The organism is Streptomyces ureilyticus (genome assembly GCF_011045025.1).
GTDB lineage: Bacteria > Actinomycetota > Actinomycetes > Streptomycetales > Streptomycetaceae > Streptomyces > Streptomyces ureilyticus.
Map to the genome: position 1 here is coordinate 69,492 of NZ_JAAKZX010000007.1, position 20,709 is coordinate 90,200.

At 69.7% G+C, this 20,709-nt stretch carries 15 protein-coding genes and 2 pseudogenes; 6 read left to right on the top strand and 11 right to left on the bottom strand.

Annotated elements, in window-relative coordinates:
- The first annotated feature begins 18 nt into the window (after positions 1–18).
- Positions 19–2,664, top strand: a complete 2,646-nt coding sequence (locus G6048_RS03730; protein WP_165337969.1) for an ATP-binding protein — start codon at positions 19–21, stop codon at positions 2,662–2,664.
- Between the two features lie 430 nt (positions 2,665–3,094).
- On the top strand, positions 3,095–3,889 hold the full coding sequence (locus tag G6048_RS03735) for an SDR family oxidoreductase (RefSeq protein WP_165337970.1): 795 nt from the start codon (positions 3,095–3,097) through the stop codon (positions 3,887–3,889).
- Between the two features lie 134 nt (positions 3,890–4,023).
- Here the strand turns inward: G6048_RS03735 and pcaDC are convergent, their stop codons facing one another.
- The 7 genes from pcaDC to G6048_RS03770 are packed head-to-tail and all read right to left on the bottom strand — an operon-like array spanning position 4,024 to position 10,540.
- Positions 4,024–5,148, bottom strand: coding sequence for a bifunctional 3-oxoadipate enol-lactonase/4-carboxymuconolactone decarboxylase PcaDC (pcaDC, locus tag G6048_RS03740; RefSeq protein WP_165337971.1), 1,125 nt, complete (start codon positions 5,146–5,148; stop codon positions 4,024–4,026).
- The gene (gene pcaB, locus G6048_RS03745; protein WP_328825665.1) at positions 5,145–6,518 is read right to left on the bottom strand and encodes a 3-carboxy-cis,cis-muconate cycloisomerase; all 1,374 of its coding nucleotides are present in this window, start codon (positions 6,516–6,518) and stop codon (positions 5,145–5,147) included. The genes pcaDC and pcaB overlap by 4 nt, the downstream gene beginning before the upstream one ends.
- Complete coding sequence (gene pcaG / locus G6048_RS03750; RefSeq protein ID WP_165337972.1) at positions 6,515–7,090, bottom strand: protocatechuate 3,4-dioxygenase subunit alpha; 576 nt, start codon at positions 7,088–7,090, stop codon at positions 6,515–6,517. The genes pcaB and pcaG overlap by 4 nt, the downstream gene beginning before the upstream one ends.
- A gap of 2 nt (positions 7,091–7,092) precedes the next feature.
- Positions 7,093–7,863 (bottom strand): protocatechuate 3,4-dioxygenase subunit beta, encoded by a 771-nt coding sequence (gene pcaH / locus G6048_RS03755; protein ID WP_165337973.1) that lies wholly within the window; start codon positions 7,861–7,863, stop codon positions 7,093–7,095.
- A 33-nt stretch (positions 7,864–7,896) separates the two neighbouring features.
- The gene (locus G6048_RS03760; protein WP_165337974.1) at positions 7,897–9,138 is read right to left on the bottom strand and encodes a thiolase family protein; all 1,242 of its coding nucleotides are present in this window, start codon (positions 9,136–9,138) and stop codon (positions 7,897–7,899) included.
- On the bottom strand, positions 9,135–9,785 hold the full coding sequence (locus G6048_RS03765) for a CoA transferase subunit B (protein ID WP_165337975.1): 651 nt from the start codon (positions 9,783–9,785) through the stop codon (positions 9,135–9,137). Before G6048_RS03765 ends, G6048_RS03760 begins: the two co-directional genes overlap by 4 nt.
- Positions 9,785–10,540: a CoA transferase subunit A gene (locus tag G6048_RS03770; RefSeq protein ID WP_165337976.1), complete on the bottom strand. Its 756-nt coding sequence runs from the start codon at positions 10,538–10,540 to the stop codon at positions 9,785–9,787. The genes G6048_RS03765 and G6048_RS03770 overlap by 1 nt, the downstream gene beginning before the upstream one ends.
- Before the next feature lie 230 nt (positions 10,541–10,770).
- On the opposite strand from G6048_RS03770, the gene G6048_RS03775 reads away from it, so the two are divergent.
- Complete coding sequence (locus tag G6048_RS03775; protein WP_165337977.1) at positions 10,771–11,232, top strand: MarR family winged helix-turn-helix transcriptional regulator; 462 nt, start codon at positions 10,771–10,773, stop codon at positions 11,230–11,232.
- A gap of 60 nt (positions 11,233–11,292) precedes the next feature.
- Here the strand turns inward: G6048_RS03775 and G6048_RS03780 are convergent, their stop codons facing one another.
- Entirely contained in the window at positions 11,293–12,252 is a 960-nt protein-coding gene (locus G6048_RS03780) for a DUF3048 domain-containing protein (RefSeq protein ID WP_165337978.1), read from the bottom strand.
- Positions 12,253–12,414: 162 nt separating this feature from the next.
- Positions 12,415–13,479, bottom strand: coding sequence for an ATP-dependent DNA ligase (locus tag G6048_RS03785; protein WP_165337979.1), 1,065 nt, complete (start codon positions 13,477–13,479; stop codon positions 12,415–12,417).
- 367 nt (positions 13,480–13,846) lie between these two features.
- Between G6048_RS03785 and G6048_RS03790 the strand changes: the two are divergent.
- The 3 genes and pseudogenes from G6048_RS03790 to ligD form a co-directional block, all read left to right on the top strand.
- Positions 13,847–14,194: pseudogene (locus tag G6048_RS03790) on the top strand (RNA-guided endonuclease TnpB family protein); the annotation flags it as partial.
- Positions 14,176–14,748, top strand: a pseudogene (locus tag G6048_RS03795) (amidinotransferase); the annotation flags it as partial. The pseudogenes G6048_RS03790 and G6048_RS03795, both read left to right, overlap by 19 nt.
- A gap of 103 nt (positions 14,749–14,851) precedes the next feature.
- Positions 14,852–15,877, top strand: coding sequence for a non-homologous end-joining DNA ligase (gene ligD / locus G6048_RS03800; protein WP_165337980.1), 1,026 nt, complete (start codon positions 14,852–14,854; stop codon positions 15,875–15,877).
- A 3-nt stretch (positions 15,878–15,880) separates the two neighbouring features.
- Here ligD and G6048_RS03805 read toward each other — a convergent pair whose 3' ends face one another.
- Both G6048_RS03805 and G6048_RS03810 read right to left on the bottom strand, forming a co-directional pair.
- The gene (locus G6048_RS03805; RefSeq protein WP_165338012.1) at positions 15,881–18,076 is read right to left on the bottom strand and encodes an OmpL47-type beta-barrel domain-containing protein; all 2,196 of its coding nucleotides are present in this window, start codon (positions 18,074–18,076) and stop codon (positions 15,881–15,883) included.
- A gap of 35 nt (positions 18,077–18,111) precedes the next feature.
- A complete protein-coding gene (locus G6048_RS03810; protein ID WP_206341124.1) occupies positions 18,112–20,637 on the bottom strand; it encodes a ThuA domain-containing protein in 2,526 nt (841 codons plus the stop codon).
- Between the last annotated feature and the right edge of the window lie 72 nt (positions 20,638–20,709).

Sequence of the window (20,709 nt, forward strand, 5' to 3'; positions counted from 1 at the left end):
ACCTGGGGAGGTAGCGGGATGACGGAGGCTCCCTTGTGGGAGCGCGACGCGGAACTCTCCGTGATCGCGGAGGCCGTCGACGCGCTGTGCGCCGGTTCGGACGCGGGCAGCGTGCTGGTGTTCAGCGGCGAGGCGGGCATCGGGAAGACCGCACTGCTCGCCGAGGCCCGCCGGATCGCGTTGGACCGCCACTGCACGGTGTGGTCGGCGCGCGGCGCCGAGACCCTGACATCCGTCCCGTTCAATGTCGTACGGCAGTTGCTGCAGCCCGCACTCGTATCGCTCATGCCGGACGAGGCACGCGAGTACTTCGGCGACTGGTACGACATCGCCGGACCCGCCCTCGGCATAGCGGAGGCGGGCGAGCGCCAGGCCGATCCGCAGTACGTGTGCGACGGACTGGTCGCGGCGGTGCGCAGGCTCGCCCGGCGCGAGTGGCCGCTGGTGCTGCTCGTGGACGACGCGCACTGGGCCGACGAGGAGACCCTGCACTGGCTGGCCGCGTTCACCGAACGCCTCGGCGACCTGCCCGTCCTCGTCGTGGTCGCCCGCCGCCCCACGGCAATCACCGGCGAGAGCGCCCGCCATCTCCACGCGATCGGCGCCAAGTCCCTCCCGACCGCCGCTCTGCGCGCGCTGACACCGGACGCCACGGCCGGACTCACCCGCGCCACGCTCGGCGAACACGCCGACACCCCGTTCTGCCGGGAGGTGTGGGCGGTCACCGGCGGCAACGCGTACGAGACCGTGGAACTCCTCGCCAAGGTCCAGGACAGCGCACTCGAACCGGTCGAGGAATCGGCCGGCGAACTGCGCGGACTCAACCAGTCGGCGCGCGGCAAAGGCCTCGTCGACCGCCTCGAAGGGCTCGGCGTCGACGCCACCCGCTTCGCCTGGGCCGCCGCGATCCTCGGCACCCGGATCACCCTCGACCTCACGGCCGAACTCGCCGGGATGCCACTGGACGAGGCCGAGCGTTGCGCCGAACTGCTGGGCGCGGCCCGTATCCTCACCGAAGCCGACCGGGCGAACGGCGAAGTGGCCGACGGCGAGCTGGAGTTCGTCCATCCGCTGATCGCCGGCGCCGTCTACCGCTCCATCCCGGACGGCCTGCGCACCGCGATGCACGGCGTGGCCGCCTCAGTCGTCACCGCCTCGGGCCTCGGAGCCGCGGCGGCCTCCCGCCACCTCCTGGAAGTGCACCCGGACGACGACCCCGAACTCGTCGCGCAGATGCGCGAAGCCGCCCGCGAGCATCTCGCCGTCGGCGCCCCGGAGGCGGCCCGCCGCTGTCTGGAGCGCGCCCTGCTCGAACCGCCGCTCCCCGAGGTCCACGCGCGCGTGCTCTACGAGTTGGGCTGCGCCACCCTCCTCACCTCACCGGCCACCACGATCCAGCACCTGCGCGAAGCGCTCACCCTGCACGGCCTCGATCGCGAACTGCGCGTCGACGCCGTCTGCCGTCTCGCCCAGGCGCTCGTCCACAACGACCAGCTGGAGGAGGCCATCCGCACGATCGACGAGGAGGTCACCCAGCTCAAGCCGGGCCCCGAGCGGATGCGTCTGCAGGCCGTGCACTACATGTGGGAAGGCCTCCACACCGGCGAGCAGGACGCACCCGGCCGCTCCCGCCGCCTCGCCGAACTCGTCAAACCGCTCACCGGCCGCGACAACTCCGAGCGCGCCCTGCTCATCCTGCGCGCCTTCGACGCGGCGACCCGCGGCGAGAATGCCGAGGAGGTCGTCGAACTGTGCGACCGCGCCCTCGTCAACGGCCGCCTCGCGCCCGGACTCGGCTGGACCGACACCGAGTGGACCTTCGAGCTCCTGATGATGCTCGGCCTCTCCTACACGTTCGCGGACCGGCTCGACCGCGCCGAAAGCCTCTTCACCGAGGCCCGGCGCTCGTACGAGATCGCCGGCTGGAGCGGCGGCCATCTGGCCCTCGCGCTCGCCTACGGCGGCTATGTGCACCGCAGACGGGGCCGCCTCCGCGACGCGGAGGACTTCCTGCGCGAGTCGCTGCGGCTCGTCGACCGGGTGGGCCGGCGCCTGCCCATGCACTGGTTGGTGGCCTGCATGCTCATCGACACGCTGCTCGCCCGCGGCCACGTAGGCGAGGCGGAGGCCATCGCCGAACAGTACGCCTTCGAGCCGCCCCACCCCTCCACGAACGTCACCCCCGACACCCACTCCGTCCGCGGCCGCCTCCTGATCGCCACCGGACGAGTCGAGGAGGGCGTCAACGAACTGGAGGTCGCCGCCAAGACAGCCGCCTCCCGAGGCGGCCACAACCCTGTGATGGCCCCCTGGGCCGGCGAACTGGCCCGCGCCCTCGCCGCCTCCGACCCCCGTCGCGCCGCGGACATCGCATCCGAACTCCGAGCCCAGGCCGAACGCTTCGGCACCGACACAGCCATAGGAGAAGCCCTCCGCTGCGGCGCCGCCCTGGAAACCGGCCACCGAGCAGTCGACTTCCACGCCCGAGCCGTCACCTACCTGGAGTCCTCCCCCTCCTCCTACGAACACGCCCTGGCCCGCATCGACTACGGCATCGCGTCCCGCTCGGCGTCGGAACTCGAGCACGGCCTGACCCTGGCCGCTTCCTGCGGAGCGGACGGCCTGGTGACGAGGGCGCGGGAGGGGCTGGAGAGGCTGCGCTGACCTAGCGCGGTGGCCAACTGATCACACTGGCTGCGCAACGGCGCGTCAGGAATTGGTTCGCTGTCCGAGGTGATTGCTTCTAGCCTGCGTCGCGTGATGACGGCCATCGAACACGGCCTCCGCAACGCGGGACCCGCACCGAGACCAGGGCCCGAGCAGCCACACCCGACGGCATCGACGCCGAGCGTGCCCCCGGGAACACCGGCTCGTGTGCCGTCGCCGAGAAACAAGAGGAACGGCCGCCGACCCGCGGGATCACCCTGCCGATTTCTTACCTGTTCCGCTTGCTTGGAGTGCACGCCAGGGCCATAGCGTTCAGGGCATGCCGGTATCACCAGGGTCTCGCCGGTGTCCCGGAAGGCTGCCTGACTGAACCGAACACCCGACGCGTCGACGCAGGATCCCGCACGACCAACGAGAAAGGCGGCAAGTGGTAGACAACCAATTCACAACGCATGCAGAACTTTTCGATCTGTGTGGAAAGCGCGCGCTCGTCACCGGTGGCACCAGAGGCATCGGGATGATGATCGCGCGTGGCCTTCTCCAGGCGGGCGTCCGCGTGGTCATCAGCTCACGCAACGCAGAAGCGTGCGCTCAGGCGCAGGAACAGCTGTCCACATTCGGTGAGGTGCGGGCCATCCCCGCCGACCTGTCCCGCCACGACGAGTGCCGGCGACTGTCCGACCTCGTCACCGCCGACTCGGAGCGTCTCGACATCCTCGTCAACAACGCGGGCGCCCTGTGGGACGAGCCGCTGGCGACGTTCCCAGACGCGGCCTGGGACACGGTCGTCGACCTCAACCTGAAGTCGCCGTTCTGGCTGGTCCAGGCGCTGCTGCCCGCACTTCGCAGGGCGGGCACCGCCGACGATCCCGCGCGGATCATCAACATCGGCAGCATCGCCGCCATCCACATCCCCCAGCGGCCCAACTACTCGTACTCCAGCAGCAAGGCGGCGCTGCATCAACTCACCAGAGTGCTCGCCAAGGAACTAGGACCGCAGCACGTCACCGTGAACGCCGTGGCGCCGGGACCGTTTCCGTCGACGATGATGGCTGCAACCCTCGATGAGTTCGGCGAGGCGATCGCGGCGTCGGCCCCACTACGCCGGATCGGCCGCGACGACGACATGGCGGGTGTCGCCGTGTTCCTCGCCAGCCGGGCAGGCGCATACCTGACGGGCGCCGTGATCCCCGTCGACGGCGGCATCGCCACAACCGCGTAGGCCGCCTAGCTGTTGCGGGTCAGGACGTTGGTGACGGCGCATGGTGGTGGGCGAGATTGGTGGCGAGGTCGCGGAGGTGAGCCCTGGCTTCGGTGGGGCATCCCGCTCGGGGCAGGGTGCCGACCCCACCCACCTCACGCCACCCCGTCCTCCTCAGCCAACACCCCCTGAGCCACCGCAAACGCCGAATTGGCCGCCGGAACCCCGCAGTACACAGCCGTCTGCAGCAGTACTGCGCCGATCTCCTCGGCAGACAGCCCATTGCGCCGAGCCGCGCGCACATGCATCGCCAGCTCGTCATAGTGGCCGTGCGCGACCAGCGCCGTAAGCGTGATCAGGCTGCGTTCGCGGCGCGACAGCGTGTCGTCCGTCCAGATCTCCCCCCACGCGTAGCGCGAGATGAAGTCCTGGAAGCGGGCCGTGAACGGAGACTGCCGGGCCTGTGCGCGGTCCACATGCGCGTCACCGAGCACTTGCCGGCGTACCTCCATGCCCCGCTTCGCCCCACCGTCGAAGTGCCCGCGCAGAGCGGTGAGTACGGCCTCCGGCCGCTCGGCGGGGGCCAGGTGCGAGGCGCCCGGGAGCTCGGTGAGTGCGGCACCGGGCACGGTGTCGGCGATCTCCCGCAGGTGCGCGGGCGGGGTCGCCGGGTCGTCGCGGCCGGCGACGAGGAGAGTCGGCGCGGTGATCTGCGGCAGCCGGTCGCGGATGTCGAAGGCCGCGAGTGCGTCACAGCAGGCGGCGTACGCGTCGGGGTCCGCCGTACGGTGGTCCTCGACGAGCTCCGGAACGGTGAAACCGGGCGTGAACCAACGCGAGTTGGCGTTCGCCGCGAGCTCGCCAAGACCCTTCGCGCGGACGTGCGCGGCCCGTTCCTCCCACGGCTTGGACCCGTTGAAGTGGGCCGAGGAGCAGATCACGGCGAGGCGATCGATCCGCTCCGGGTGGTACGCCGCGAGCTGCAGCCCCACCGCGCCGCCGAGCGAGACCCCCGCGTACGAGAAGCGGTCGATGCCGAGTGAGTCCGCGAGGGAGAGGACGAGCGAGGCCAGGTCGGCGACGGTCGCGCCGGGGCCGATCAGGTCGGCGGGCGAGCCGCCGTGGCCGGGCAGATCCCAGCGTACGACCCGGTGGGTGATGGAGAGTTCGGGTGCGACCTTGTCCCACAGGGCCGTCGATGTGCCGAGGGACGGGCCGAGGAGCAGCGGGGGAGCGGTGGTGGGTCCCTCGGCGCGGTGGTTGAGCAGCTCACTTGTCAACGTCGCTCCAGAGCACGGTCGGTGAGGGCTCCCGCGGAGCCGGTGTACTGGGTCGGGTCCGCGAGGACTGCCAAGTCGACATCCTTCAACTCGGGTTCCTCGGCGAGGAGTTCGACGAGCGGGCGGTTCTCCGCAGTGGCCCGCTCAGCAGTCCGGGTGAGCAGCTCCTTCGCGCGGGCACGCCCGAGTACCGGCGCGAGTTCGGCGGACAGCCGCTCGGAGACGATCAGGCCATGCGTCAGGTCCAGGTGGGCGCGCATCGCGTCCGCGTGCACCTGGAGGCCTTCGGCCAGCTCGGCCGCGTCGCGCGCCGCGCCACCGACCAGGCGGAGCAGATCGCGCAGCGGTTCCCACTCGGCATGCCAGGCACCGGCGGGGCGTTCGTCCTCGGCGGCCAGCGAGCCGTACAGCGTCGCGGCGAGCTGCGGCGCACGTCGGGCCGCGGCGGCGATCAGCGTGGCGCGCACGGGGTTCGCCTTGTGCGGCATCGCGGAGGAACCGCCACCGGAGCCCTCGCTCAGCTCGCGGATCTCCGTACGGCTGAGCGTGAGTACGTCCGCCGCCGTCTTGCCGAGCGCGCCCGCCGCGAACGTGAGCGCCCCCGCGAGATCGGCGACCGGAGTGCGCAGCGCGTGCCAGGGCAACACCGGTGCGGCGAGGCCGACTTCACGCGCGTACGCCTCGACCAGCGCGCCGACGTCGGCAGAAGCAGCCCCGTACGCGGTGAAGGCCGCCAACGTGCCTGCCGCGCCCCCGAGTTGAGCCGGGAGCGCGTCGCGTACCGCCTGCAGGCGATCCCGTGCGTCCAGCACCAGGGACCGCCAACCCGCCGCCTTGAGACCGAAGGTCGTCGGCACCGCGTGCTGTGTCAGCGTCCGTCCCGGCATGACCGTGTTCCGGTGCTCCCGAGCGTGCCGGGCGAGGGCACGCTCCGTACGGGCCAGGTCCGCCAGGACGAGGTCAAGGGTCCGCGCGGCCACCAGCATCATCGCCGTGTCCATGATGTCCTGGCTGGTCGCGCCCCGGTGGACGTACGGGGCGTACGCCTCATCCACCGCGCCGACCGCCGCGGTCAGCTCCGCGACCAGCGGGATCACCGGATTGCCGCCACCCCGCGCACGCAGCGCGAGGTCATGAACGTCGAAGCGCGCGCCATCAGAAGCCGCCGCGTCCACCGCCGCCGCGGCCTCCGCGGGCGCGAGGCCGAGCGAGGCCTGCGCGCGGGTGAGCGCCGCCTCCGCGTCCAGCAGCGCCTGGAGAAAGGCGGTGTCGCCGGTCGCGGAGGCGGCGGGAGACCCCGCCCACCCGGGGGCGAGCAGGCCGTCGGTGTCGCCCGGGGGCACCTCCCGCCGGAAGGGTGCAGGTGTCACGGGAACTCCAGGAAGACCGTTTCGCCTTCGCCCTGAAGGCGGATGTCGAAACGGTACGTGCGCCGCTCACCGAGCTGTGCGACCAGCGTGGCCCGGCGCTCCGCCGGCAGCGAGTCGAGCAACGGGTCGGCGCCGTCGGCCAGATACGCCCGCGTGTAGAGGTGGTGCAGCAGACCGCGCGCGAACACGCACACGCTGATGTACGGCAGCCCGGCGTTGCCCGGAGGCAGCGTGTAGAGCGCGTAGTGCCCGTCGGCGTCCGTGGCGACCCGCCCGAAACCGGTGAAGTCGGTGCCGTTGCGGCCGAGATAGCCGCCGGTCACCGGGTTGCGGCGCAGCGAACCGGGGGCGCCCTTGAGCGAGCCGTCCGGAGCCGCCTGCCAGAACTCCAGGACGGCGTCCGGGATCGGCTTGCCCTCGCCGTCCAGGACGTACCCGTGCAGTGTGATCTGGTCGGGGTGCCCCTTCGGCGCGACCTGCTCGCCCTCGGGGAAGGGCAGCGCGTACCCGTAGAAGGGGCCGACGGTCTGGGAGGGCGTGGGCAGGACGTGCCCCGTGGTGTTCTCGGCCATGTTCAGCGACCTTCCTCGATCCAGGTGGCGGAGGGACCGTCGAGCACGATGTCCCACTCGTAGCCGAGCGAGAACTCGGGCTGCGAAAGGTCGTGTTGGTACTCCGCGACCAGGCGGTCGCGGGCCGACTCGTCGGTCACCGAGCGCAGGATCGGGTCGTACGGGAAGAGCGGGTCGTTCGGGAAGTACATCTGCGTCACCAGCCGCTGCGTGAACGCCGTGCCGAAGACGGAGAAGTGGATGTGCGCGGGGCGCCAGGCGTTGGTGTGATTGCGCCACGGGTACGCGCCCGGCTTGATCGTCCGGAAGACGTACCGACCCTGATCGTCCGTCAGCGTCCGCCCCACACCGGTGAAGTTGGGGTCGAGCGGCGCCGGGTGCTGGTCACGCAGATGCGCGTACCGGCCCGAGGCGTTGGCCTGCCACAGCTCGATGAGCTGGCCGCGCACCGGGCGCCCGTCGCGGTCGAGCAGCCGCCCGGAGACGGTGATGCGCTCGCCGAGCGGCTCGCCCTGGTGCTGCACGGTGAGGTCGTTGTCGATCTCGGTGATGTCGGTCGGACCGAACACCGGACCGGACAGCTCGACCGTCTCCGGATCGCCGCCGCTCACCGCGACCAGCGGCTGCTTGGGGTACCGCAGTACCGAGCTGCGGTACGGGGCGTAGTCGCGCGGCGGGTGGTGCTGGACCGGGGCGCCGCCGGCGACGGCCTTGTCGTACGCGTTCTGGGCGTCGTTGATCTCGACGTCGATGTCCGACTGAGTGAGCGTCATGAGGATTCCGATTCCTGCGGGTCCTGGGCGGTCTTAGCGTTCGAGGACGAGGGCCAGACCCTGGCCGACGCCGATGCAGAGGGTGGCGACGCCAACTCCCGAGCCACGCCGGGCGAGTTGGTGGGCGACGGTCCCGGCGAGCCGGGCACCGGAGGCGCCCAGCGGATGGCCGAGGGCGATCGCGCCGCCCTGCGGGTTGAGGATCGCCGGGTCGAACTCGGGCCACTCGGCGACACAGCCGAGCACTTGGGCGGCGAAGGCCTCGTTGAGTTCGAGAGCCGAAAGATCGTCAAATCCCTTGCCCGCCTTGGCGAGTGCGCGGTTGACCGCCTCGACGGGGGCGAGCCCGAAGTAGTGCGGGTCGATCGCGGAGACACCGGAGGCGGAGACGCGGGCGAGCGGCTCGCGACCGGTGGCCTTCAGGCCCTCCTCGTCGACGAGGAGTAGAGCGGCGGCACCATCGTTGAGAGGCGACGCGTTGCCCGCCGTCACCGTGCCTCCCCCAGCCTTCGGCCGGGGGGACCCCCATCTCGCTTCGCTCGCTTTACGGAACGACGGCTTGAGCTTGGCCATCGCGGCCAGGGATGCATCAGGTCGTACGCATTCGTCGGCGCCGAACACGACCGGGTCGCCCTTGCGCTGCGGGATCGACACGGGCGCGAGCTCGGCGTCGAACAAGCCGTCCGCCTGGGCGCGGGCCGCCTTCTGGTGGGAGGCCAGCGCGTACTCGTCCTGCTGCTCCCGGCTGATCTTGTGCTTGTCGGCGATCAACTCCGCGCTCTCGCCCAGCGGGACGGTCCACTGCGGGTCCATCTTCGGGTTGACCATGCGCCAGCCGAGCGTCGTCGAGTACAGCTCGGTGTGCCCGGCCGGGAAGGGCTTGTCGCTCTTCGGCAGCACGTACGGGGCGCGGGTCATCGACTCGACGCCGCCGGCCAGGGCGATGGAGGCGTCGCCGAGCGCGATGGCCCGCGCGGCCTGGATGACGGCTTCCAGTCCGGAGGCGCACAGCCGGTTGACGGTCACGCCGGGCACGGACGTGGGCAGGCCCGCGAGGAGGGCGGCCATGCGGCCCACGTTGCGGTTCTCCTCGCCCGCGCCGTTCGCGTTGCCGAAGTACACGTCCTCGATCCGGGACGGGTCCAAGCCGGGCGTACGGGCGAGGAGTTCACGGATGGCGTGCGCACCGAGGTCGTCCGGGCGTACGCCTGCCAGCGAACCGTTGTACCTGCCGAACGGAGTGCGGACGGCATCGACGATGTAGACGTCCCTCATACGATCTCCATCTCCTCCGGAGTGCGGACCTTCGCGGCGGTCTTCGCGACAATCTCCTCGGCTTCGACCCCCGGTGCCGTCTCCACCAGCACCAGGCCCTCGTCCGTCACGTCCAGTACCCCCAGATCCGTGATGATCCGGTTGACGCACGCCTTGCCGGTGAGCGGCAGCGCGCAGTCCTGAAGGATCTTCGGCGAGCCGTCCTTCGCGGTGTGCGTCATCACGACGATCACTCTGCGGGCTCCGTGCACCAGGTCCATGGCACCACCGATCCCGGTGATCAGCTTGCCGGGGATGGCCCAGTTGGCGAGGTCCCCGCCGGCGGACACCTGCATGGCGCCGAGTACCGCGACATCGATATGGCCGCCGCGGATCATCCCGAAGGAGAGGGACGAGTCGAAGTACGAGGCGCCGGGCAGGACCGTGACGGTCTCCTTGCCCGCGTTGATCAGGTCCGGGTCGACCTGGTCCTCGGTCGGGTACGGGCCGGTGCCGAGGATGCCGTTCTCGGACTCCAGGATCACCTCGACGCCCGGCGGGAGGTAGTTGGGGATGAGCGTCGGCAGTCCGATGCCGAGGTTCACGTACTGGCCGTCCTCCAGCTCGCGCGCGGCGCGGGCGGCCATCTCTTCACGTGTCCAGGCCATCAGGAGCTCACCGTCCGCTGCTCGATCTTCTTGTCCGCCGCCTGCTCGGGGGTCAGGGCGAGCACCCGCTGGACGAAGATCCCCGGCAGATGCACCGCGTCCGGGTCGATCGCGCCCGGGTCGACGAGTTCCTCGACCTCGGCGATCGTCACCCGCCCCGCCATCGCCGCGAGGGGGTTGAAGTTGCGGGACGACTTGTTGAAGACGAGGTTGCCGTGCCGGTCGCCCTTGGCCGCCCGTACGAGGGCGAAGTCGGTGCGGATGCCGTGCTCGAGCACGTACTCCGTGCCGTCGAACTCCCGCACCTCCTTCGGCGGCGAGGCGAGCGCGACGCCGCCCTCACCGTCGTACCGCCAGGGCAGTCCGCCGTCGGCGACCTGGGTGCCGACGCCGGCCGGGGTGTAGAAGGCGGGGATGCCGGCGCCGCCGGCCCGCAGCCGCTCGGCCAGGGTGCCCTGCGGGATCATCTCGACCTCGATCTCACCGGCCAGGTACTGCCGGGCGAACTCCTTGTTCCCTCCGATGTACGACCCGGTGACGCGGGCGATGCGGCCCGCAGCGAGGAGTATCGCGAGTCCCGACTCCATCGCCCCGCAGTTGTTGGAGACCACGCTCAGAGCGGAGACCTCGCGCTCGTACAGAGCCTGGATCAGCACGTTCGGCACACCGCTCAGCCCGAAACCGCCGACCGCGAGCGATGCGCGGTCCGGTACATCGGCCACCGCCTCGGCGGCTGTGGCGACCACCTTGTCCATCCGTGAAGCCCCATCCCTTCGAGCGGTCAGCGGCCTTGTCACTGAACCTATTGCTCAGCACACTGACTATTTCTGCGAGCTTGCCCTCACGCTGCCACCGGTCGGTTCGATCGTCAAGAGTTCGCACGTAATGGCATGTGATGGCTGGTGAGGGCTAGGTCGCTTCGGTGCAGACAGTGGTGTGCCGTGAGCGGTATCGTTCAGTACACCGACGAATTCGAGGAGCGCACATGGGCGCGGTGGACCTCACCACCCACCCCGGGCACCTGGCCCGGCGGCTGCAGCAGGCGCACCACCTGCTGTGGAACACGATGGTCTCCGAGGAGATCACTTCGCCGCAGTTCGCGGTGCTCAACGCGCTCGTCGCCGAGCCGGGCCTTGATCAGCGGACCGTGGGGGAGCGGGTGGGTCTTGACCGGTCCACCATCGCCGAGGTGATCAGCAGGCTCGGTCGCCGTGGTCTCCTCGACAAGGTGCGCGACCCGCAGGACGGCCGCCGTTTCCTGCTCCGCCTCACGGACGAGGGGGTGCGCACGCATCGCAAGCTGACGGTGCGGACGGCTCGGATGAATCAGGTGTTCCTGGCGCCGTTGTCGGCCGAGGAGCAGGCCGTGTTCTTCGACCTGCTCCATAGGGTGTCGGACGCGGCGGAGGGGTTGCGGAACCCGGGGGAACCGCTGGGTGCGGTTTGACGCTGCGGCGCCGTTGTGGCTGGCGGGGCTGGGGAAAGAAATCCCCCGCCCACGAACGCGTCACGCCTTCGCGTACACCACCCAAACCTGCCCGCGGGCGAACGGCAGCGGCTCGCCGTCCCGAGTCGTGAACTCGGTTCCGTCCTCGGCCGACGGCCGCTTCCAGTCGGCGTCGAAGGCGCGACCGTCGCGCAGAACCTTCGCCCTGCCCGACCCCACCGTCTCGGTGTACGGCGTGTTGTTACCCAGGAAGTCCTTGAACCGCGACTCGCGGACATCCACGTACTGCACAACCACCGTCGCGGCAGCCATCTGCGGCCCATCGGTCGTCGTGGACGGCCTGCCGTCCATCGACACCAGCCACCGATCCCGGCTCTGGGACCAGGTGAAGGTGAAGCGGGCCGCAGGAAAGCGCACGGTGTGCGAGGACTCGGCCGTGCCGCCCGCAGGCAGCGCCCCGTACTCGAAGCCGGTCGTCAACGCCTCCGCTCCGGCGGCGGACTTCAGCAGCCGCCCGGGGCGCAGATACAGGTTGTGCGGCGCGGGCTTGTCGGTGCCCCGGTAGTACGCCTTCGAGTTCTCCTCCGGCGGCGCCGCGTGCAACGGCGCCTCGTCGATCAGCGGCAGCAACTTCCCCTGCGCCCCCGAAAAGGCAAGCGTCGGCTCGTCAAACTGTCGTAGCAACTCCAGATCGGACTCACGCGCACTGCGCACCGGCCCGACAGCCTTCGGAAACTTGGTCGCGTACACCGCCATCAGCCGGCTGAGCCCACCCTCCACCTGCTCGGCATACACGATGTCCGCCGCGTCGATGCCCGTGTGCGGCCGAGCCCGACTCGCGTTGTCGATCTTCACGGCGAGTACGGAACCGGCGCCCGGACTGCCGTCGCCCGGCCCGCGACCGTCGTCGGTCTCCTTCGGCGTACAACCCGCCATCGCGGAGCCCGCCAGCAAGGCGGCCAGTACCGCCGTCACCACCGTGGTGCGCCTCGTGCGCCCCCGCAGCCCCGCCCGCCTCATGCCTTCGCTGTCCACTGTGCCCCGTTTCGCCGCTTTTCTCATTCGGGATTCAATCAGTGTCCTACCCAATCGGCCAAGGTCGAAGGCGACTCACCCGGCCGTGCGGAAAACGGGGACAGGACAGGCGAGGACGGGCGGTCATGTCAGGGGCGCGGCTCAGCTCTACGACCCCAGGATCTCCGTCAGGTCGTAGCGCACCGGCTCCTCCAACTGCGCATACGTGCAACTCTCCGGCGTCCGGTCGGGCCGCCAGCGGCGGAAGCGGGCCGTGTGCCGGAAGCGCTGACCGTTCTCCATGTGGTCGTACGCCACCTCGCACACCCGCTCCGGCCTGAGCGGCACCCACGACAGGTCCTTCTTGCCCGACCAACGGCTGGGCGCACCCGGCAGCCGTGCCGTCTCGTGCGCCGCCTCCTCCGCCCAGGCGGCCCACGGATGCCCTTCGGCCGACTCCATACGCAGCGGCTCCAGCTCCCCGACCAGCTCCTCGCGCCGCTTCATCGAGAACGCCGCGCTCACCCCGACGTGCTGCAGGGCGCCCTGGGTGTCGTACAGACCGAGCAGCAGTGAACCCACGACGGGCCCGCTCTTGTGGAGGCGGTAGCCCGCGACGACCACGTCCGCCGTCCGCTCGTGCTTGACCTTGAACATCAGGCGCTCGTCCTGCCGGTAGCGCAGCGTGAGCGGCTTGGCGATCACCCCGTCGAGTCCCGCGCCCTCGTACTGCTCGAACCACCGCTGCGCCACCTCGATGTCGGTGGTCGCCGGCGCCACATGAACGGGAGGCGTCACTTCGGCCAACTCCCGTTCCAGCAGCGCCCGTCGGTCGCCCAGCTCCACGTCCACCAGTGACTCGTCGGCGAGCGCGAGCAGATCGAAGGCCACGAACGAGGCCGGGGTCCGCTCGGCGAGCAGCCTCACCCGTGACTCGGCCGGATGGATCCGCTCCGTGAGCGCGTCGAAGTCCAGGTGCCCCTCCCGCGCGATCACGATCTCCCCGTCCAGCACACACCGCTCGGGCACGCGCTCCCGCACCGCCTCCACCAGCTCGGGGAAATACCTGGTCAGCGGCTTTCCGGTACGGCTGCCGAACTCCACCTCAGCCCCGTCGCGGAACACGATCGCCCGGAACCCGTCCCACTTCGCCTCGTAGTGCATGTCCGGCGGGATCTTCGCCACGGGCTTGGCGAGCATGGGTTTCACGGGCGGCATCACCGGCAGGTCCATGTCTTCGATTCTGCGCCGCCGTGTTCCCTGACGCCTTCTGAGCTGAGAGGCGGCTCGAGCTGAGCTGAGAGGCGGCTCGAGACGGGTGGTGGCGGTGCTGGGTGGACGGCTGGTGGTCGGAGGGCGCCGGAACAGTATCGGCGGCACTACCAGTGCGGTGGGTGGGCGCCGGGGCGGCTGTTTCAGCGGATTCTTGCGAGGAACCCCGGGCGTTCAGGCCCGGGAGTAATCGCATCCCCGCGCGAGCGGTGCGGAGCACCGCGGCGGCGTCCGGTGCGGAGCGGCGGGAGAGACCGGACAGGTGGGCAGGCGAGAGTTTCCTGTGCTCGAATGCGAGGCCCGGAGTTGGCCGGGTAGCGTCCCGGTTGTGAAGCTGGTGGTGCAGGTGAAGCTGCTGCCGACGCCCGTGCAGGCGGCGGCACTTGAGGCGACCCTACGCGCCTGCAACGAGGCGGCCACCTGGGCCAGCCGCCTCGCCTTCGAAAAGGATGTGAAGAACAACTTCGCGCTGCGCAAGCTCGCCTACGGCGAGGTGAAGACCCGGTGGCAGCTGGGCGCGCAGGCCGCCCAGCATGTGATCAAGAAGACCTGCGACGCGTACACCACGCTGAGAGCGAACCTGAAGGCCGGGAACCTGGGACGGCCCGGCTCGAAGCGCTACCACCGGGCGACCTCCGTCCGCCCGCGGCCGGTGAGCCCGCGGCCGGCGAGCCCGTGCGCCGCATCCTCACCGAGTTCGAGCCGGTTTTCGACGCGGCGGACTTCGTACGCGCGGGACGCGACCTGTTCGTGACGAGGAGCAACGTCACCAACCGCATGGGCATCGACTGGCTGCGCCGCCACCTCGCTCCCGCCTATCGCATCCACGAGATCGAGAGCAGTTGCCCCACCCCCATGCACATCGACACCACGTTCGTGCCGCTCGCGCCCGGCAAGGTCCTGGTCAATCCCGAGTACGTCGACGTCGACCGCCTGCCCGACGTCCTGGACGCGTGGGACGTCCTGACCGCCCCCGAGCCCGACCGGATCGACGAGCACCTGCTGAGGATCACCTCGATGTGCGGCAAATGGCTCAGCATGAACGTGCTCATGGCCGACGAGAAGCGGGTGATCGCGGAGCGACACCACACCGGCATGCTGCGGGCGCTCGAAAAATGGGGGTTCGAGCCGATCCCGTGCGACCTGCTGCACTACGCGCCGTTCGGCGGCTCGTTCCACTGCGCGACACTCGACATCCGGCGTCGCGGCACGTTTGATTCGTACTTCTGAGTCCTACCTCTGAGTCGTACTTCAATTGACCGGCCCGGGCCCGAAACGGTGATGCGAAACGCTCGGTGTGCGAGGGGTGTGCGGTACGCATACCGTGGCTCGCATGGGTGAAGCGGTGGAACTGGAGGCGGGCGGGCGGACCGTGCGCCTGTCCAGCCCGGGGAAGGTCTTCTTCCCGGAGCGCGGCCTGACGAAGCTCGATGTCGCCCAGTACTACCTGGCCGTCGGCCCTGGCATCCTGCGCGCCCTGCGCGACCGGCCCACCACCCTCGAGCGCTACCCGGAGGGCGTGACCGGCGAGTCCTTCTTCCAGAAGCGGGCCCCCAAGAACATGCCCGACTGGATCCCGACCGCCCACATCACCTTTCCCAGCGGGCGCAGCGCCGACGAGATGTGCCCCACGGAGGTCGGTGCCGTGGTGTGGGCCGCGCAGTTCGGCACGCTCACCTTTCACCCGTGGCCGGTACGCCGCGACGACGTCGACCACCCCGACGAACTCCGGCTCGACCTCGACCCGCAGCCCGGCACGGACTACGCAGACGCCGTCCGCGCCGCCCACGAACTCCGCGCCGTACTCCACGAGTTCGGCGGACTGCGCGGCTGGCCCAAGACCTCCGGCGGCCGGGGTCTGCACGTCTTCGTGCCCATCGAGCCGCGCTGGACCTTCACGCAGGTACGCCGTGCCGCGATCGCCGCCGGGCGCGAACTGGAGCGCCGGATGCCCGAGCACGTGACTATCGCCTGGTGGAAGGAGGAGCGAGGCGCGAAGATCTTCGTCGACTACAACCAGACGGCTCGCGACCGGACCATCGCCTCCGCCTACTCCGTACGTCCTCGTCCGCAGGCCCCGGTGTCCGCACCCCTGCGCTGGGAAGAGGTCGGCGAAGCCGTGCCCAAGGACTTCGACATCACGACCATGCCCGCGCGCTTCGCCGAACTCGGCGACGTGCACGCGGACATGGACGATCACGCCTTCTCCCTCGAGGCCCTGCTGGAGCTGGCCCGCCGCGACGAACACGACCACGGCCTCGCGGACCTGCCGTACCCGCCCGAGTATCCGAAGATGCCGGGGGAACCCAAGCGGGTACAGCCGAGCCGGGCGAAGAAGGAACAGCCCCCGGCTACTTGAGGCCTACAACTCCTTGATCCGGATATCGCGGTACGAGATCACATCCGTCGTACCGTGCACCTGGAGCCCGATGTAGCCGGAGGCGAACCGTCGCCCGTCCGTGCCCGGGTCGTCCGAGCGGGGCGGGGTGAAGTCCTGGCCGCCGATGTTGTCGAACTCGTTGATCAGCACGCCGTTGCGGTACACCGAGTAGTGCTGGTCGACCACGCGGATCTCGTAGTCGTTCCAGGTGCCCTTCTGGGTGACGCCCGCTCCGGCCAGGCCCACGCGGTCGAAGCCGTAGACCGAGCCGGACTTGTACATGTCGCCGTCCGGGCGGTCGTTGATCTGCAGCTCGTGCCCGTACTTGATGGCGACCCACTCCGGACGCGACTCCTCCGGGTGGTCATGGACCCACGGGAAGCGGGCGAACACACCCGCGTTGGCGTTTCCGGTGCCCGGCGCGTCGTCACGCCACTGCAGCTTCAGCGAGAAGTCGCCGTACTTGCGCTCCGGGAACCACAACATGCCCAAGCCCGCCACCGTGGAGCTGCTGGTCATCGAGCCGTCCGGGTTCACCGCGAAGCTGCCGCCGCCGACCTGCTGCCACTTCGCGAACGACTCCTCGGAGCCGTCGAAGAGCGTGCGGTAGCCCTCGGTCTGGCCCGGCTTGCCGATGCCCGACTGCTTGGCGGCCTTGTTGATCAGGTTGTACTCGCGCTGGACGATGACGCCTTCCTTGAGGAGCCCGTCCAGGACGGTCTTCACGTGCTTCAGGAACAGCGCGTGGGACGTCCACTCCTTCTCGTCCTCGATCAACTCGTTGATGCGGCACCGGCTGTTGGTGACCCGGTTCGGCACACCGGTGTCGACCGTGCCGACGATGACGGTCAGCCTCTCGTCGTACTCGGCGCAGGCCGGCGCCGGCACCCCGCCGCCCGAGGCGACCGTGAAGCTCACGGTCCGGGCATCGGAGGTGTTGCCCGCCTTGTCGCTCGCCCGGTACGCCACCCTGTGCGCGCCCGCGCGATCGACCACGACGGGCGCGGTGTACGCGAGATACGGTCCGCCGTCCAGCGAGTACTCGATGGTGGCCACCCCGGACCCGTGGTGCTCGTCCGTGGCCGTCACCGTCACCTTGGCGCTGTTGATGTAGGCCCCGGAGGAGTTCTTCGTGCCCTCGACACTCACGCCGGTCACCGGAGGAGTCTTGTCCTCGGCGGGCGGTGTGACCACCGTGAACGAGACGGACTTCTCCGCGGCCGCGTTGCCCGCCTTGTCCGTGGCCCGGTACCGCACCTTGTGCGTGCCCACCTCGTGGACCATCACCGGAGCCGTGTACGGCTGCCAGGCACCGGAGTCACCGAGCGCGTACTCGATGGTGTTGACGCCTGAACCGGTGTCGGAGGCCGTCACGGTGACGGTCGCCATGGAGAGGTACGCACCCTCCGGGTTCTGCTCACCGGTCACCGAAGCCGACGTCTCCGGAGCCGTCGTGTCGTCCGTCGACGGCGACGCCACCGTGAACTCCTCCGCCTTCTCAGCGGCGACGTTCCCGGTCTTGTCGACTGCTCGGTAGCGGACCTTGTGGTCGCCCACCTGGTCGATCACCAGGGGCGTGGTGTACGGCTGCCAGGCGCCCGCGTCACCGATCGCGTACTCGATCCGGTCCACGCCCGAGCCGTCGTCCGTCGCGCTCAGCGTCACGGTCGCCGAACCCACGTACGCCCCGTCCGCGTTCTGCGTACCGCTCACGTCCGCCGAGGTCTCGGGCGCGGTCGTGTCCTCGCCGGTGCCCTCGGTGACCACGAGGATGCCCTGCATCTGACCGTGGCCCGGGATGGTGCAGTAGTAGCGGTACCGGCCGGGCGTCAGCGTCACCTCGGCCGTGTACTTGCCGCCCTGGTCGTCGTTCGGATTGGCCAGAATGTTGAGCGGGACGTCGTTGTTGTACTCCGGGTCGGAGACGTCGAACGTCAACGTGTGCGGCATACCTGTGGTGTTGCCGGTCGCCACACTGTTCTCGAAGACGATCGTCGTCGGGCCCGCGACCGCGGAGGCGGGCGCCGACAGGTACTTGTCGATGTCGTTGCCGGCCGTCCACGTCAGCGTCTGCGCGGCGGCGGCCGATGGGGCGTTGGCCTCGTCGGTCTGCCCGGACGCCGAGGTGGACGTCAGCCCGAGCACCATCAGCAGTGACGCCAGAAGCGCCGTCCACAGGCGTACGTTTCTTCGCCGCCGTATGCGTAGAGCCGTCACTGTGCCTCCCTGGCCAGTTGATCGGCGGCCGGCGTCGGAGCGCCGCCCTGGTAAGTGACCTGCCACAGCGCCGACTTGGCGTCCGAGGTGAAGAAGCCGCGGCCGTAGTCGAGGGCGTACAGCGTGCCGTCGGGGCCGAACTTCCAGTCCATGAGGTTCTTGATGCCGTCGTTGCCGATGGGAATGATCTTCTTCAGAGACTCGGCGTGCACCGGAATGCCGCCCTGACCTGCCGTCTTGGGGTCGAGGAGGACCGCGTGCCGTGGCTGGTCGGCGTCATAGAAGTCGCCGACGAACCACTTGCCGTCCCAGTACGACGGCCACGCCCCCGCACCCGCTGACGCCGCGTCATAGCGGTAGAGGGGCCCGTTCATTGCCGCCTGCCCGCCGCCCTTCAGCCACGGCAGCAGGAACTTCTGCTCCTCCGCCTTGTACGACGGGATGCCGTTCGCGTCGCGCGGGAAGTCGGGGCCGCCGCCCTGGGGCGAGTACCAGATGGTGTTTCCGGTGACCGGCGGCAGGTTGACGAGACCGTCGTTGTTCGGCGACTCGTTCTTCGGAGCGTCGCAGTCGTACCAGCCCAGCGGCTTCGTCGGGTCGGGCAGATTGCGGTCGCGGTAGGGCTGCTTGTTGCCCATGCAGTACGGCCAGCCGTGGTTGCCCGGCTTGGTGATCGCGGCGAACGTGTCGTACTTCGCCGGGCCCCAGGTCGTGGACGGGTTGGACGCGTCCGGGCCGACCCAGCCCGCGAACAGCGTGTCCGTCTTCTTGTCGACGGAGATGCGCGCGGGGTTCCTGACGCCCATCACGTAGATCTCGCCGCGCGTCTTGCCGCCGCCCTCGTCCGTCTCCTTGCCGGTGAAGAGGTTCCCCTGGGGCAAGGTGTATGTGCCGTCGGGCTCCGGGTGGATGCGCAGGATCTTGCCGTTGAGGTTGTTGGTGTTGCCGGAGGTGCGGCGCGCGTCGGCGAACGACACGCCCTTGTAGTTGGGCTGCGGGTTGTTGCCCGAGTAACCGTCGGTGAAGCCACTGGAGTTGTTGTCGCCCGTGGCGATGTACAGGTTGCCCTTGGAGTCCCACGCCATGCCGCCGCCCGCGTGGCAGCAGCTGTGGATCTGCACCGGCCACTTCAGCAGGACCTTCTCACTGCTCAAGTCCAGCTTGTTCGTGGCGAGATCGAGCGTGAAACGGGAGACGCGACGCTCGGCCATCCGCGTGTCGCGGTTGATCTGAGCGTGTGGTGTGTAGTGCAGATACACCCAGCCGTTCTGCTGGAACGCCGGGTCCAACTCGATGCCGAGCAGCCCCTCTTCGACCTTGATCAGCTCACCGCCGCCACCCTTGTTGCCGAAGACCGTGAGCGCGCCGGCCAGGGTGACCTTCTTGGTCTTCGGGTCGTAGACGTGGATCTCGCCCTTGCCCTTGCCGATGTCGGGGTTGTTCCAGTCCGTGACGACGGGCTGTGAGGAGTCGGCTCCGCCGCGGCCGATGTAGAGCACCCGTCCGTCGGGCGCGGTGATCAGGCCGTGCGGCTCGCCGATCTGGTCGTTCTGCCCCGGCTGGTTGGGCTGGGTCAGCCGCTCCGCCTTGTAGTTGGCGTTGATCGCCGCCTTGCAGTCGGCGCGCACGAGCCGTGTCGTCCACAGCAGCGCCCCGCGCAGATGCGCACGGAAGTCCGTTTCGTCGTACGAGTCGACCGTGCCGCCCATGCCCGTGTAGAAGGAACGTCCGCCGTCGTAGTCGCGGCACCAGGACACCGGGTGGTCGGCGCCGTTCTTGCTGTCGCCCGGCTGGTACGTCGACTCGCGCACCCGCGCCACGGTGTGCACGTCGCCGGAGGGGTTCTTGACCCAGTTCAGCCAGGCGTCGGGGCGCTTCCACTGGAGCGGCAGATCCTTGGTCGCCGGGTGCTGCCGGTCGCCGACCTCAACGGTCGCCCGCTGTACGGCAGTTGGGCTCGACGCGGCAGGCCGGGCACCGACGAGCCCGGTGAACCAGTCCGAGTACGGTTCGGCGCGGGCCGCGTCATGGAGGCCGAGGAAGCCGCCGCCCGCCTCCATGTACGCCTCCAGACCGGCCTCCTGCTCGGCGTCGAGGACGTCGCCGCCGCCGGTCAGGAAGACGACCGCGTTGAAGCGGCCGAGCTTCGTCTCGTTGGTGAACACGGAGGCGTCGTGCGTGGCCGTCACCTTGAAGCGCTGGTTCGCCGGGCCGGTCAGCCCGATCTCCTCGATCGCCTCGATCCCGGCGTTGACGACGGGCGACTCGTCGCCGCCCGCCGCGGAACCGTGGAAGAGCAGGACCCGTACGTTGGCGCCCCCCGGCGGTGACTTGATCGACATCGTTGTCAGTGGCGGCTCGGGGGCTTGGACCGCGCTCGCGGGACCGCCCGAGAGTAGCCCTGCGGTGATGAACCCGGTGGTCAGGACGGCGGCCCAGGCCCGTCTCTTCACTCGTCGCCGACGTCTGTTTGTGGTCAACTCTGTTAATTTCAGGGATCTTTGATGCGATGTGAACCGCATGGGGTCATCCACTCCTCGTCGGTCACAGCAACGGCGCCAAGGAAGCTAGACCTCTTTGCCCGTCTCGCCAAT

Excerpts from the sequence above, each read along its gene's own strand:
- G6048_RS03780 (WP_165337978.1), bottom strand. The coding sequence starts at position 12,252 with ATGAGGCGGGCGGGGCTGCGGGGGCGCACGAGGCGCACCACGGTGGTG.
- G6048_RS03730 (WP_165337969.1), top strand. The coding sequence starts at position 19 with ATGACGGAGGCTCCCTTGTGGGAGCGCGACGCGGAACTCTCCGTGATC.
- G6048_RS03765 (WP_165337975.1), bottom strand. The coding sequence starts at position 9,785 with ATGGCCTGGACACGTGAAGAGATGGCCGCCCGCGCCGCGCGCGAGCTG.
- ligD (WP_165337980.1), top strand. The coding sequence starts at position 14,852 with ATGGGTGAAGCGGTGGAACTGGAGGCGGGCGGGCGGACCGTGCGCCTG.
- G6048_RS03775 (WP_165337977.1), top strand. The coding sequence starts at position 10,771 with ATGGGCGCGGTGGACCTCACCACCCACCCCGGGCACCTGGCCCGGCGG.
- pcaG (WP_165337972.1), bottom strand. The coding sequence starts at position 7,090 with ATGGCCGAGAACACCACGGGGCACGTCCTGCCCACGCCCTCCCAGACC.
- G6048_RS03770 (WP_165337976.1), bottom strand. The coding sequence starts at position 10,540 with ATGGACAAGGTGGTCGCCACAGCCGCCGAGGCGGTGGCCGATGTACCG.
- G6048_RS03785 (WP_165337979.1), bottom strand. The coding sequence starts at position 13,479 with ATGGACCTGCCGGTGATGCCGCCCGTGAAACCCATGCTCGCCAAGCCC.
- G6048_RS03810 (WP_206341124.1), bottom strand. The coding sequence starts at position 20,637 with ATGCGGTTCACATCGCATCAAAGATCCCTGAAATTAACAGAGTTGACC.
- pcaH (WP_165337973.1), bottom strand. The coding sequence starts at position 7,863 with ATGACGCTCACTCAGTCGGACATCGACGTCGAGATCAACGACGCCCAG.
- G6048_RS03760 (WP_165337974.1), bottom strand. The coding sequence starts at position 9,138 with ATGAGGGACGTCTACATCGTCGATGCCGTCCGCACTCCGTTCGGCAGG.